The organism is Mariniflexile litorale, assembly GCF_031128465.2.
Taxonomy (GTDB): domain Bacteria; phylum Bacteroidota; class Bacteroidia; order Flavobacteriales; family Flavobacteriaceae; genus Mariniflexile; species Mariniflexile litorale.
The window spans coordinates 2,942,514-2,955,523 of record NZ_CP155618.1; the positions used below are offsets into that span (position 1 = coordinate 2,942,514).

At 31.5% G+C, this 13,010-nt stretch carries 14 protein-coding genes; 6 read left to right on the forward strand and 8 right to left on the reverse strand.

Going from position 1 to position 13,010, the window contains the following annotated elements; translation table 11 throughout:
- Positions 1-79: 79 nt before the first annotated feature.
- From QLS71_RS12230 to QLS71_RS12265, 8 genes are all read right to left on the reverse strand, one after another.
- Entirely contained in the window at positions 80-1,057 is a 978-nt protein-coding gene (locus tag QLS71_RS12230; protein ID WP_308993876.1) for a permease, read from the reverse strand.
- Positions 1,050-1,457, reverse strand: coding sequence for an OsmC family protein (locus tag QLS71_RS12235; RefSeq protein ID WP_308993875.1), 408 nt, complete (start codon positions 1,455-1,457; stop codon positions 1,050-1,052). The genes QLS71_RS12230 and QLS71_RS12235 overlap by 8 nt, the downstream gene beginning before the upstream one ends.
- Before the next feature lie 13 nt (positions 1,458-1,470).
- A complete protein-coding gene (locus tag QLS71_RS12240; RefSeq protein ID WP_308993874.1) occupies positions 1,471-1,704 on the reverse strand; it encodes a thioredoxin family protein in 234 nt (77 codons plus the stop codon).
- A 237-nt stretch (positions 1,705-1,941) separates the two neighbouring features.
- Positions 1,942-2,829, reverse strand: a complete 888-nt coding sequence (locus QLS71_RS12245; RefSeq protein ID WP_308993873.1) for an SH3 domain-containing protein — start codon at positions 2,827-2,829, stop codon at positions 1,942-1,944.
- A gap of 85 nt (positions 2,830-2,914) precedes the next feature.
- Positions 2,915-3,040: a hypothetical protein gene (locus QLS71_RS12250; RefSeq protein WP_308993872.1), complete on the reverse strand. Its 126-nt coding sequence runs from the start codon at positions 3,038-3,040 to the stop codon at positions 2,915-2,917.
- A 308-nt stretch (positions 3,041-3,348) separates the two neighbouring features.
- The gene (gene bla, locus QLS71_RS12255) at positions 3,349-4,143 is read right to left on the reverse strand and encodes a subclass B1 metallo-beta-lactamase (protein WP_308993871.1); all 795 of its coding nucleotides are present in this window, start codon (positions 4,141-4,143) and stop codon (positions 3,349-3,351) included.
- A gap of 36 nt (positions 4,144-4,179) precedes the next feature.
- Positions 4,180-4,734: a hypothetical protein gene (locus QLS71_RS12260; RefSeq protein WP_308993870.1), complete on the reverse strand. Its 555-nt coding sequence runs from the start codon at positions 4,732-4,734 to the stop codon at positions 4,180-4,182.
- A gap of 943 nt (positions 4,735-5,677) precedes the next feature.
- Positions 5,678-6,280, reverse strand: coding sequence for an alpha-ketoglutarate-dependent dioxygenase AlkB (locus QLS71_RS12265; RefSeq protein WP_308993869.1), 603 nt, complete (start codon positions 6,278-6,280; stop codon positions 5,678-5,680).
- A 332-nt stretch (positions 6,281-6,612) separates the two neighbouring features.
- Here QLS71_RS12265 and QLS71_RS12270 point away from each other — a divergent pair, with 332 nt between their 5' ends.
- The 6 genes from QLS71_RS12270 to QLS71_RS12295 all read left to right on the forward strand — a co-directional run bounded on the left by QLS71_RS12270 (position 6,613) and on the right by QLS71_RS12295 (position 12,994).
- Positions 6,613-7,215: a biliverdin-producing heme oxygenase gene (locus QLS71_RS12270; protein WP_308993868.1), complete on the forward strand. Its 603-nt coding sequence runs from the start codon at positions 6,613-6,615 to the stop codon at positions 7,213-7,215.
- Positions 7,205-9,478 carry an ATP-binding protein gene (locus QLS71_RS12275; RefSeq protein WP_308993867.1) on the forward strand — a complete coding sequence of 758 codons (2,274 nt, stop codon included), beginning with the start codon at positions 7,205-7,207 and terminating at the stop codon, positions 9,476-9,478. The genes QLS71_RS12270 and QLS71_RS12275 overlap by 11 nt, the downstream gene beginning before the upstream one ends.
- Positions 9,479-9,598: 120 nt before the next feature.
- Positions 9,599-10,339, forward strand: a complete 741-nt coding sequence (locus QLS71_RS12280) for a hypothetical protein (RefSeq protein WP_308993866.1) — start codon at positions 9,599-9,601, stop codon at positions 10,337-10,339.
- 502 nt (positions 10,340-10,841) lie between these two features.
- The gene (tnpA, locus tag QLS71_RS12285) at positions 10,842-11,276 is read left to right on the forward strand and encodes an IS200/IS605 family transposase (protein WP_308990898.1); all 435 of its coding nucleotides are present in this window, start codon (positions 10,842-10,844) and stop codon (positions 11,274-11,276) included.
- A 349-nt stretch (positions 11,277-11,625) separates the two neighbouring features.
- Positions 11,626-11,976: a type II toxin-antitoxin system MqsR family toxin gene (locus tag QLS71_RS12290; protein ID WP_031444230.1), complete on the forward strand. Its 351-nt coding sequence runs from the start codon at positions 11,626-11,628 to the stop codon at positions 11,974-11,976.
- Between the two features lie 4 nt (positions 11,977-11,980).
- Positions 11,981-12,994: a type II TA system antitoxin MqsA family protein gene (locus QLS71_RS12295; protein ID WP_308990897.1), complete on the forward strand. Its 1,014-nt coding sequence runs from the start codon at positions 11,981-11,983 to the stop codon at positions 12,992-12,994.
- Positions 12,995-13,010: the final 16 nt, after the last annotated feature.

The following is a 13,010-nucleotide window of genomic DNA, read 5'->3' on the forward strand; positions in this document are numbered from 1 at the left end:
TAAATAACTTATTATTTAGTATTGAATATTAAAGTCAATTCGACCGATGTTAAAGAAATAGCTTTTTTTTAGTACTAAATTATAAAATCACATTAAACAAGTAACCAGAAATAATTATGCACAATGTCACGACTCCAAAAAATATAGCAATTAGTTTTAGGGTCATAACCTTCTTTAACAGCATTGCTTCTGGTAGTGACAAACCAACAACTCCCATCATAAAGGCAATAGCAGTTCCTAACGGAATTCCTTTGTCCACCAATACCTGAACTATAGGAAGTATGCCCGATGCATTCGAGTACATTGGCACAGCCAAAATGGTTGCAACAGGAACAGCAAAAAGATTGTCTTTGTTCATATATTTTTCAAAAAATCCTTCTGGAATATAACCGTGTATTAATCCGCCAATTGCAATGCCCACTAAAACATAAGGAATGATACCCTTAAGGATTTTTACAACTTCTACCCAAATAATTGGTAAGCGTTGTTTAAAGGTTTGATTTTCTGCTTGAAATAGATCTTGATCTCTTTGAGCATTCACTAAAATTTCTTTTGCCCAAGGTGTTAGATAGCCTTCCAATTTTAATTTTTGAAGGATTACGCCCGAGATAGTTCCTAACAAAACACCACTAATCACATAAATTATGGTTGTTTTAATACCAAACAAGCCAATAAAAAGACCCATGGCAACTTCATTGACCAAAGGTGAAGTAATTAAAAAAGAAAAGGTTACCCCTAATGGAATTCCTCCTTTTACAAAACCAATAAATAAAGGAACTGATGAGCAAGAACAAAAAGGTGTAACAACTCCAAAAAGACTTGCCATAAGGTACTCCAGTCCAAATAATTTATTTCTTGATAGATAGTTTTTAACCTTGTCTATAGGAAAATAGCTATTAACAATTCCCATAAAAAATATGACTATAAAAAGTAGGATTAGAATTTTTGTGGTATCATAAATAAAGAAATTTAAAGCTTCTGCTAAATGTTGCCCTTTGCTTAAATTTAGAACATCATAAACAAACCAATTTGCTATATTTTGTACCCAATCAAACATTTTCAATCGTACTAATAGTACCTGAGATGGCACACGACAATTTTACTGTATTATATATGGTGCCAAACTTTTCAATGTTTTTTTTAAGTAAATCTATATTAAGCTTTTTATCGTTGCTGTGAATTGTTAAATTGTAAATGATATTTTCCATTCTTGGTGGATTTTCAAGACGTGTCGCATTCACTTTAATGGTAGCTTGTGTATAGGTGAATTTCATCATACTAGAAAAACGTTCAACATTTTTTAATATGCAGGAAGCAAAAGAACCTAAGAATAATTCGGCAGGATTTGGTAAGGTTTCTGTAGTGTTTGACGTTGTGCCAAAATCTATATTTGATTGCTTTATATGAATAACAGCATCCTGATTTGAAATAGATGAAGCCTTGATAAAATATTTCATAGTAGATTTTGTATTAGTTTAAAAGAGCTAGTACTTCGTCTTTTGAAGGCACTCTACCTTTTATGGTAACAACACCATCTATTACCAATGCTGGTGTTGTCATTACATTGAATTTCATAATTTCAATAATATCCTCAACTTTTTCAATGCTTGCATCCATGTTATTTTCAGAAATGACCTCTTGAACAACAGTTGTCATTGCTTTGCATTTTGAACATCCCGTTCCTAGAATTTTAATTATAGCCATAATATTCATATTTCTTATAACAAATATAAGATTGTCAATTATGTAAAAATGTGATTTTTGTTACATTTAAATAAATTTATTCCTCTATTGTATATTGATTTGTTTTCGGCTTATGCCTAAGGAACTTTTTATAAGAATAGTGCGGGTTTGTCCACGAGTATTTTCCGTAGTAAAATCAGAAGCAAGCAAAGTCATTGACATTGGTTAAGCTAAAAGCATGGTGTTAGTGGTCATTTTTTAACAACCATAAGATAAATCAATTACTAAAAATTTAATGATTTTTTCTCTATTTTCAGAATACAATTCAATTCGAATGATTACAGGCCCTAATCCATAAGTACAAGCCTTTCCTTTATAAATTAAAGTGGCAACATTAGGACTTTTTCCAATCAAATCTACTAATGTGTCTTTTAGTTTGAAATTTTGTTTTCTTAATATTTCTTTTTGTTCATATTCTGTTTTGGGGATTCTATAAAAATTTAAGTTATTCTTTAACTCAACAAAAGGTTCTTGCCCTTTCCATTTCACTCTATTTTTAAACCAATCATCATATTCAGATGGTTTAATTTTTCGATAATCATATTGTTCATTAATGTTTTCAACAACCATATATGAAACTCTAATACTATCTTTTTTTTGTTTTGGTATAATTTGTAAAAGTTTGTCTCCAATTTGATTAAATACATGTTCAATTACTTGAATAGTGTCTTGTTTTTTTGTTATATTTTTTTGAATTTGGTAGTTGTATATTTTTAAATCAAAGTTTTCAAATGAAACACTCGAATAACACGGAAGTTCTTTTTCGCAATCATTAATATCATTAGGTTGTTCTTTTTTTTCTAATAGATACCCACTAAACACATATCCTTTTGGATTTTCTTTAGTACTCTCAATTTCATACCATTCTCCATTTATTAATTGGTTATTATCATTAATAGACATTTTTTGTCCACTTTTTTTAATAAGAAGAATATCTTTCCCAACTTCAAGTTTTCCAATTTTTTCACTATTCAAGTTTGGTTTATTTCTAATAGAAAGTCCATTTTCTGCTATAACCGAAAAATATTCTTGAGCATTTGTTTTAAAAAAGAAAAGTAAAAATATAAGTCCTAAAATTTTCTTCATAAGAGTGTTTTTAAATTACCAATAACCTTTGATTAATGACTGGTTTAATCATTATTTTTTATACAACTTGTTGGCAGTAGTTTTTCTACCATATTTTCCACCAAGGTTTATTATTCGTTTCTACTTGTTGTATAGATTTAGCATTTTGTTCTTCTTGAATTTTACGAAGAATCTGAAGTGATGCTGCGAGTTTTTCTCCTGGTGTAGCCATATGAATAAATACTGTTTTAAAATTTAATTGCAGTTCTATTTTTTTGTACCAAATTTAGCCTGGTGAGTTGTACTTTAATTAGGCTTACATAACGTGTTGAAATTAGCCTTGCGTGTAAATTTACTGAAACTTATTTATAATAAATGATTTATAATTGAATTGTTCAAAATGTATGCCAACGGTTTCTGGATGGTCAGTGGCAAATTTATAAGCACTTAAATTTCGGTTTAGCTTTTGACTTTTTAAATTTTAAAATTTTGATATTTAGCACTTAACCGCTATTAATTATCCCCGGCTTTAGCAGCTGTCTATTTTAATTCAAATAATTCAATTGTATAGTCAAACAATTCAGTTCCTCCCGATTCTCCGTGTCCTGGAATTACAATTTCAATTTTTGGATATTTCAATTTGATTTTGCGAACAGTCTCCGACCATGTGTCTGTGTTTGCATCTCCCAAATATCCTTTATTTGCTCCAACTTGTTTAATTAAACACCCACCAAAGATGGCATTGTCTTCTGGAGAATATCCTATGATATTATCTTTTGTGTGACCTTCTCCAAAGTACTCGGCATAAACCTTCTTGTTTCCAATATCTAACATGAGGTTGTTATCAAACTTTCTAATTGGTTTAGAGAAGTTTTGACCATTCTTTTTTAGTAACGCTATGGTTTGCTTGATAGCGTATATTGGAATATTGTGTTTTTCAAACTCCTGTATTCCTCCAACACAATCTTCGTGAAAATGAGTTGGAATAATAGCTGTTATTTCACTCTTAAGTTTATTAATAACGAAATCTATTAATTCTAATGAACTTTTGTTGTCCGTTGGTGTGTCAAAAACAATTGCTTTATTTTCATTTATAACTAACATTCCATTACAGCTTACTTTTCCATAATCGTCTGTATTTAGATATGAAATATGTTGATAGATATGATTGGATAGTTTTTTAATAATCAAATTTTCGGTTTGATAGATTGTCAAACTATCAACTGAATGTGTTTTAGTGATTTCCGTATTAGTTTTTTGTTTTGATGATGATTCTTTGAACGTAATAAGGGTTAATCCTGAAAGAAGAAAGAGTGTTAATAATAGTTTTGTCATAAATTTTATTTTTCTATTTAGGACTTGTTATTTTCATTATATAAAACCATTCATACAGGTAGCCCCTTTATTTATTGCTTTTATTTTTTTCTTTGTTTCACCCTTAGACTCTAAATCGTAGAATTTACCTTCATCGGTGTCCGGAATTCTAATTAGGTCAATTTTAGACTCTGCTAGTTGGCTTAATTCAGTCTTTGATAATGAGAAAGCAAAAGAATATGTAGAGTAGTTTTGTGAGTTAGACATTGACATGCCCATTCCATACCCAAAAGTATTAGATGAATAATTTATTTGTTCTATTTTAGGAATGGATTTCCTGAATGTTTTTAAGGTTAAAATATTTCCATTCTCGAGTTTGAATAATAGTTCTGTATTTTCTTTAAATTCATTACTTCTTTCACCTCTGTAACTGAATGTTATTTCAAATTCGATTTTTTCGTCGATTAATTGTAAGTAAACAGTTTTATAGTTATAGTCAAAAGATATTTTTCTTTCATTAGTGAACGGGTCTGTCTCGTCCACACATTTCTGAGAAAAAGAGTTTAATGAAATTAGAATTAAATTAATAAAGAGTAAGGTTTTTTTAATCATTTTAATTATTTATTGGGGTTTGTTTAATCTGGATTAACATGAAATTTTATTGTTGACATTTAGTTAATTATATTATTGTCAAATCTATTAATTTTTCGTAAAATTCCTTTTGTTCTTGGTCAAATATGTCAAAGAAAAATAGTTTGTTTGGCTTAACTTTTTGTTGCAGAAATTTAATAAATTTTCCATATCTACAGTCAAGTTCAAGGTTTTTTTAATCCAAAAGTTTCTAAAACCCCCATTTATTTAAATTTTGTCAAATGTGTAACAATAACTGAATGCTGAATATAGACACTTGTCTATATCCACATTATATAGGCAATATATTATTTTTAATGAGATATCCAATGGCTTAAAGCGCTAGGTTATTTATTACACCCGTTATAAGGTTACCATAATTAACAGTAGCTTATATTCATAACAATGGCATGGATTGAGCAGATTAAAAAAGGCTTTTAGGACATGTAATTGTTTTTTAAATTTGTGATGTTGTGTCTATTTTATAAAGAACCACAAGAGTGGATTCGAGCGACAAGGGGGCATTTATGATGGTAAAGCAACGATCGTCAGGAAGGATGGCAAACACGCTATTTTATATGTGTGGTACGATTGGCAAAATATCTGGCACAGCTGCGTCGTTTTACCTATTATTAACAGACTTTTGTTTAAATTTGCAAACACTCCACATCATGTACGAACTTCTAGGCACCCTTTATTCCATCTATTTTTCTTAGTATAAACCTGCTATAACATTGCTATAATGTTGCTATAAGCATGCTATAACTATTAAGTATCTATATGGTTGACTGACCCGTGAACCGTCCTAAAATAACTATACAGGTTATTAAAATATCCTATTGCTTGAACTTTCTGGGGTATTTGCGTCTTGTTCTATTGTTTCTATACACTTGTTTTGTGTATAGCGATTTGATAAGACAAAACATTAAATTTGTATAGTTCGGAATGTTAAATTAATTCGTGGACTTTTTGCTTTCTTAGTTGGTGGTAAACGATGTAGCCAATGGGTTTGAGTTGCTCCTTTCATAACCAATAAACTCCCTGTTTCTAAAACCATGGAAACGGTTTGCTTTGTGGTTTTATGTTTGAAGGAAAACTTACGTTCTGCACCCAAACTTATGGAGCCTATTGCTGCATTTTTTTTTAAATCTTTTTCACTATCACTATGCCAAGTCATACTTTCATTACCGTTATGATATAGATTAAGCAAACAGGCATTAAACGTTTCTCCTGTTTTTTTTTCTATTATTTTTTTTAATTCTAAAAGTTCCATGGTCCATGGAAGTGCCGATTTGGTGATTTTTGAATAGGTATAATCAAAGGGTTGATCTGCATACCAAGCCACTTTTCGTTTGGTAACAATCAATTTTCCATAAATAATGGCTTTGTCATAATCCCATTCAATATTTTTTAATAAGTGTTCGAAATAGTATTGAGCCTGTTCTATATTAAGAATGTTTCCATAATAATAAACTTCGCCATCGTTTGGCAAACAGTTATCTATTGAATCGTTATTAAATAAGTCCATTTCTACAAATTTTTATTTTTTTAAAGTTTACATCACAACGTTCTATAAATTTTAGAAGCGCCATCAGGTTAAATGACTTTTAATGGTCTTATTTTTAGAGAAGCCTAGTATATTTAAAACCTACTCATATTAAGTTATGTAATAATTAATTTATAAAAATTATTATATACTTTTGTACCCTTATCAGGTTACTATAGTGGTTGTAAAAACAGGCCATATTAGCAGTGGCATTTATCATTATATAATATTTTTTAAAACGTTTGTTATTAAACTTTTTAATGGTTTTATTTTTTTATTTACCTTTCCTGATATATAAAGCTACAATAAAATACATGTTAAATCCCTCTAGAACACAAGATTTTTTGCTCCATTTAAAAACACAAACAGCCCATATACATAAGAAACTAGAATATTTACCAGTGTCTGCCATGATCCTTTCTCCTTCTATGGAGATAAAACATTACACACGCTATTTGTCTTTAATGTATGATGTTCATAAGAATTTAGAAGCAACGGTTTTTCCTTTACTTTCAGAGCTTATTGATACTATAAAGGTAAGAGCAAAAACACCATTAATAAAAGAAGACCTGTTATTTCTTCACTATAATCACCAAATTTCAAAATCTGTTTTTAAAACACATCCCTTAACAATACCTTTTGCATTGGGCATGCTGTATGTAGTTGAAGGGTCTACGCTTGGGGGGCGCTTCATATTAAAAAACATTGAAACCGTACCAGGACTTGACCAAGGAAAAGGTGTTTCCTATTTTACTGGATATGGCTCTTCAACGGGGAGCATGTGGAAATCATTTCTGAATACATTAGCTCAATATGAAGCTGATAACAATTGTGAACCGGAGATCATAGAAGGAGCCTTATATGCTTTCGAATGTATTTATAATCACTTTCTAAGCGCAAATATCGATGAAGATTAAAGATATCGTTAATAGAGACCTTGTTACATTAACCAATTGTGAACATGAGCCTATTCATATTCCAGGAAGTATTCAACCTCATGGCTTTCTTATAGGGCTTACTATGGCGTGGAACATAGACTTTTGTTCTGATAATATTTCATCTTTTATAGATATTTCTTTGAGTGAAGTTATAGGCAAGCATTTTGATACTATTTTTGGAACTGAGGCTCATCGCATCATACAAGATTTTATAACTAATGAGAAAAAATTATCTGTTTTCCCCTTAGAAATGGATCTTCTTGATAATACTTTTCAACTCACTATACATAAAAGTGATGATATTTATGTGTTGGAATGTGAACCCACGTTTTTGGAAAAGGAGAATTTAGTTGACGTTTATGCCCAAACGATGACGTTCTTATCCCATATGAATAGCAGTACGTCTCTTAAAGGTTTGTGTGGTTTTGTTGCAGAAGGCATACGACAAATAACGGGTTACGATCGGGTGATGATCTATCGTTTTGATGACCAGTATAACGGGGAAGTATATGCTGAAAATTGTAGAGAAGATTTAGAACCTTTTTTAGGTTTGCATTACCCGCATACTGATATTCCAGTTCAAGCACGCGCATTGTATTTAAAGAATCAGCTTCGTTTTATAGTAGATATTGGTTATACACCTGTTCCTATTTTTACGACTGATGATGATGAGAATAAAAATTTAGATTTAAGTTTATCTATTTTAAGAAGCACATCTCCCATTCATGTAGAATATTTAAAAAATATGGGGGTAGGTGCTACTCTTACCATTTCTTTAATACATGAAGGGCGTCTTTGGGGCTTGATTGCATGCCATCATTATTCGGTAAAAAACATTTCTCCAGAAGTAAGATTGGCAGCTAAACTACAAGGACAGTTTATAACCTCGCAAATTGATTTGAGACAAGCTACTGATGAATATGCCATTGCACGTAAAACATCCATAGCCCTTGAAAAATTAACAGGTTTAGACCTTTCGGATTCTAAAGAACCTTTTAAAATACTTATTTCAAACCAAAACCTATTGCAACTCTCAAATGCTGTAGGGGTTTCAATAAAGATAGGGCCTACCATTTATAAAAATGGTGTAACACCCACTCATAATCAAATAGACCACCTTATTACAGCAATTACAGATTCTACAAATGACAAAATGTTTATTACAAATAAACTAAGAGTTCATTTTCCAGAACTGGATTATGGGGAAGAGATAGCTGGTATTATTTACCATTCTTTGGGAAATGGTAATAGTATTATATGGTACAGACCTGAAACCATCTCTGAAATTAATTGGGGAGGCGATCCAGAAAAAGCCATTATAAAAGATAGCAAAGGTCTTCATCCTAGAAATTCTTTTAATCTTTGGAAACAAATCGTTAAAAACCAGAGTAGTGTTTGGTTGCAACCCGAATTAAATAGTGCTGCTCATTACGCACATTGGCTTTATAACCAAATTATATTGATGATGCTTAGGGAAGAGCAAGAAAGATACCGAAGTCAGAGTCATATTTTAAAAGAAGCGAATGCTGAACTAGAGAATATTAACTGGATTAGTACACATGACCTACAGGAACCTTTAAGAAAGATTCAAATTATTATTTCAAGACTTCTTATAGAAATCGAGGAGACCCCTACTGTAGACGTCGTGGGTTATTTAAATCGAGTCTCGAAATCGGCAAATAGAATGCAGATTTTACTGCAAGATATTCTCAAGTATATCCGTATAAAAAATAACAAAGATACGCTTGAGAAAATGAGTTTAAACTTTATAATGGACGACACTCTGGATGCTATGAAAGACGATCTTTTAAAAAGTGGGGCAGTTATTGAATGCCAAGATTTACCGGAAGTATATGGTACCCCTTACTTAATGAAACAGTTATTTTCTCATATTATTCAAAACGCTTTAAAATATGCTTCACCTGAGAGAAGTCCTATTTTGAAAATAACAGCATCAAAGACACCTGTAATTATTAATGATTCGCATAAGATGTATTGTCAATGGATTAAAATTTCAGATAATGGTATTGGTTTAGAGCAGCAATATGCCTCATCTATTTTTAAGATTTTTACAAGATTACATACTATGGAAAAATATACTGGTTCTGGAGTTGGATTGGCTATTTGTAAAAAAATAATGCAAAACTTTGGTGGAAGCATTGAGGCTAGTGGCGCATTGAATAAAGGAACCACCATCACCTTGTATTTTCCTTATGAAGGGTGCGACCAAAACCAGTCTTAATTATTTCTTAATCCTAAAATCACTAGTATTTATATAGTCGCTATTTAGTATCTTTATTGTTGCATACCAGTTGGTTAACTGCGTGTGGGTTGTTGTGTTTTATTTTATACATTAGGCGATATGGCAAAGCAAAAAGGCATGATTCCGTTTGTAGGTACTATGGGAGGTATTAATTTTTATTATTTAAACGGCACACCCGTTGCCAGACGGGCAGGAGGTGGTTTTAATGGTAAGGCCATACAAACCAAAGCGAGCATGCAACGTGTACGGGAAAATGCCAGTGAGTTTGGGCAGTGTTCGCGAGTGAATAAAGTATTTCGGCGTGCCTTAAGTTCTTTTTACATTGGCCACCGCTTTACGTACTTGCATAGTAGGGTATTGGGGCTGTTTACCCAATTAAAGCATTTGGATTCCCTGCATGCGCGTGGACAACGCCGTGTTGCCGTTGGTGTAAAAACCTTGGAGGGCACTCAGTTACTTAAGCAATTTTGTTTCACACCCGACTGCGATGTACGGCGTATGTTGCCTTTTCAATTTAATATGGATGCCGATACCTTTGTTTTAACACTCAAGGGGTTTGATATAACACGGGTGGGTTTTGTGGCAGGAGCCACCCATATAAAACTGAGCTACGGTGTTTTAGATTTTAATTTTGAGACTTTGGCTTTTGGTTTGCACCTCGCTAGCCCAATGATTTTAGGTACAGAGGCTTTAGTACCACCTATAATTTTAACCCCAGAAAGCTTGCCCAAAGGTGTTGGCATGCCCTTGGGGGTTCTAGCCATTCGTTTTTACCAGAAAACAGCAGATGGTTTATATGAATTGCAGACTCAGGATGCTGTGGGGTTTATGTTGGTTTAGCGGGAGTTGACTAAACCATTTAATTTTGGAAGTCAACATTGGTTTATTTCCCCTCATTTTGAGGTAAGATTCATGTGTTGTTTATTAAAGCTTTTACGTGTTGCTAGTATGTATATAATTAATTGTTTACGTGTTAAGCTTGCCATAATAGCAGAAGAAAGATGGGTACATAATAAGGCTATTTTCATGTTCAAAATAAGAATTACAATTATTTGTCTTCTTTTGCTAATATTAGGATTTAATGCAGCAAGTGTTTGGGAGTTCGAGTCGTGCCCTAAACTGTGATAAAAAAGTGAACTTCGATAAACTGGCTTTTTTATTTGTGTAAACACATGGGTTACATAAATCATTATTTTAATATGTTTCTTTTTAACAATGATTTTGTGTTAAATTATCTTAATTAAGGAGAGTTTAAGTTAAGGTTTATTATCAAGTTAAAGGTTAAAACCCTGCAATTTCATTGCAGTTACTTTAGTTTCTATAAATGTTTTAGTTTTGTTGTATGTCAAACTACCGCAAGAATTCACATTCGATAAGTAATTTAAGTTGTCATTTAGTTTGGGCAACAAAATATCGTTATTCGGTTTTACAGGGAGATATTCAAAATCGCTGTCGAGATTTGTTGATACAGATATGTAATTCTGAGGATGTCCATATTTTAAAGGGTGTTGTGAGCAAAGACCATATTCATATGCACGTTGAGTACCCACCATCATTGAGTGTAAGTGTTTTGGTAAAGAAATTAAAAGGTCGTTCCTCTCGTCTTTTACAACAAGAGTTTCCAAAGTTAAATAAACAGTATTGGGGTCGTCATTTTTGGGCTGTTGGATATGGAGTATGGAGTACAGGCCAAATAACAGATGAGATGGTTCAAGAATATCTTGAGCATCACAAGGATAAGCCCAATACGGAAAAAGGCAACTGGATATTAGAGTAATGATAAGAAAGAATTTCATTCTTTTGCTTAAAACTATGGACTTCCAGTCCATAGTGGTTTATTTTGTACTATAATGTTCTGCTTTATGTAACTTGAGCTTTGGTTAAAAGCGAAAGTTGTTACTTCAGTTTCTTCAAAAAATTTATTCTAAAAGTTTCTTCTGCGATGTTAATGGAACACTTTTTATGCGACGACGTAGGAGGGAAGCGTAATGTGTGTGGAATGAAGTGTCACACCTAAAAGCGCAAAAACAACTATAAAGTTATTAACAAGTATGTTAATAATTATATAATACACTTTAAAGTTGAATTAAAATATTTTTTGTATATTTGTATTGTGAAATTATATCATGGTAACAAAACAACAAGTAAAAGACTTTCTTCGAGAATTCAAGGAGAAAATGAAAATTTGGGAGGTTATTTTTCTTGATGGCAGAGAAAAGAACACTCAAACGCTTGCTGATTTGGAGTTGATGCCAGTCGAAAGAAAAAAAGTTCTAGAAAAATTAGAACTTGAAGATTACTGCGAAGGTCCACTCGAAGAAAGCCAATTTATTGGTAGTGAGATGTGGGTCTTTGGTAGGAGACTAAAAGGCGAAGAAATATATATTAAAATATCACTTGGAAGGGAAAACACAGGTGTTATTTGTATTTCTTTTCATATAGCTGAATTTCCAATGAAATATCACCAGTTTAACTAATTTTATGAAAAGTCCAATTACAGGAAAAGAAATGTCTATTCAAGTTAGAAACATGGTAATTACATTTAGAAAGGATTCTTTCTCGGTAGATTATCCAAGTTTTTATTGTGAAGACAGTAACGAGTATTTTACGACTACTCAATTTGATACGATTAAAATGAAACAAGTTTATAATCAGTATCGTGACAAGTATAATTTACCCTTTCCAGAGGAAATAAAGGAAATAAGAAGTAAATATGGATTATCCGCAGTCAAAATGTCTGAAATATTAGGTTTTGGTGTTAATGGTTACAGAAATTATGAAAACGGAGAAGTACCAAGTCAATCAAATGCGAATTTGATTCAATTGGCAAATGACCCAGAAAAATTTAAATCCTTAGTTGAAATTAGCAGTGTTTTTGATGTTGATTCTAAGGAGAAAGAAGAATTGCTAGCCAAAATTGATAACTTAATAACTAAAAAACGGAAACAACAATTCTTTTTTAGATTTGAAGATTATCTTCTTGGAGAAAAACTCCCTGATAATTTTAGTGGTTATATAAAACCAAGTATAGAAAAATTGACAGAAATGGTTGTGTTTTTTGCACAAAATATGGAACCATATATTACTAAATTAAATAAGCTTTTGTTTTATAGTGATTTTCTACATTATAAGTATGAAGCTGTTTCTATGAGTGGCACAAGATATCGTGCTATAGATCGAGGACCTGTTCCTAATAATTATGATAGTATTTTTGATTTTATGAATAGAGAGGGAGATGTTAATATTATTGAAGAGGAAAGACAATGGGGATTTAGTAAACAATTTGTTTCATTTAAAGACCGTACTTTTAATTCAAGCTTGTTTTCTGAAATTGAATTAGAAATACTAAACAAAGTGAATAATACTTTTAAAGATATTAATACTCCTGATATTGTTGAAATAAGTCATACTGAAGATGCTTGGATTAATAATTTCCACAATGGTAAGAGTTTAATAGATTATAAATATGCGTTTAACATTAAAAATATTAGCTGATAAGAAATAAAAAAAT

Bases quoted from the DNA above. Each gene is read 5' to 3' on its own strand.
- QLS71_RS12275 (WP_308993867.1), top strand. From the start codon at position 7,205: ATGAAGATTAAAGATATCGTTAATAGAGACCTTGTTACATTAACCAAT.
- QLS71_RS12280 (WP_308993866.1), top strand. From the start codon at position 9,599: ATGGCAAAGCAAAAAGGCATGATTCCGTTTGTAGGTACTATGGGAGGT.
- QLS71_RS12260 (WP_308993870.1), bottom strand. From the start codon at position 4,734: ATGATTAAAAAAACCTTACTCTTTATTAATTTAATTCTAATTTCATTA.
- QLS71_RS12295 (WP_308990897.1), top strand. From the start codon at position 11,981: ATGAAAAGTCCAATTACAGGAAAAGAAATGTCTATTCAAGTTAGAAAC.
- QLS71_RS12230 (WP_308993876.1), bottom strand. From the start codon at position 1,057: ATGTTTGATTGGGTACAAAATATAGCAAATTGGTTTGTTTATGATGTT.
- QLS71_RS12240 (WP_308993874.1), bottom strand. From the start codon at position 1,704: ATGGCTATAATTAAAATTCTAGGAACGGGATGTTCAAAATGCAAAGCA.
- tnpA (WP_308990898.1), top strand. From the start codon at position 10,842: ATGTCAAACTACCGCAAGAATTCACATTCGATAAGTAATTTAAGTTGT.
- bla (WP_308993871.1), bottom strand. From the start codon at position 4,143: ATGACAAAACTATTATTAACACTCTTTCTTCTTTCAGGATTAACCCTT.
- QLS71_RS12270 (WP_308993868.1), top strand. From the start codon at position 6,613: ATGTTAAATCCCTCTAGAACACAAGATTTTTTGCTCCATTTAAAAACA.
- QLS71_RS12245 (WP_308993873.1), bottom strand. From the start codon at position 2,829: ATGAAGAAAATTTTAGGACTTATATTTTTACTTTTCTTTTTTAAAACA.
- QLS71_RS12235 (WP_308993875.1), bottom strand. From the start codon at position 1,457: ATGAAATATTTTATCAAGGCTTCATCTATTTCAAATCAGGATGCTGTT.
- QLS71_RS12290 (WP_031444230.1), top strand. From the start codon at position 11,626: ATGGTAACAAAACAACAAGTAAAAGACTTTCTTCGAGAATTCAAGGAG.
- QLS71_RS12250 (WP_308993872.1), bottom strand. From the start codon at position 3,040: ATGGCTACACCAGGAGAAAAACTCGCAGCATCACTTCAGATTCTTCGT.
- QLS71_RS12265 (WP_308993869.1), bottom strand. From the start codon at position 6,280: ATGGACTTATTTAATAACGATTCAATAGATAACTGTTTGCCAAACGAT.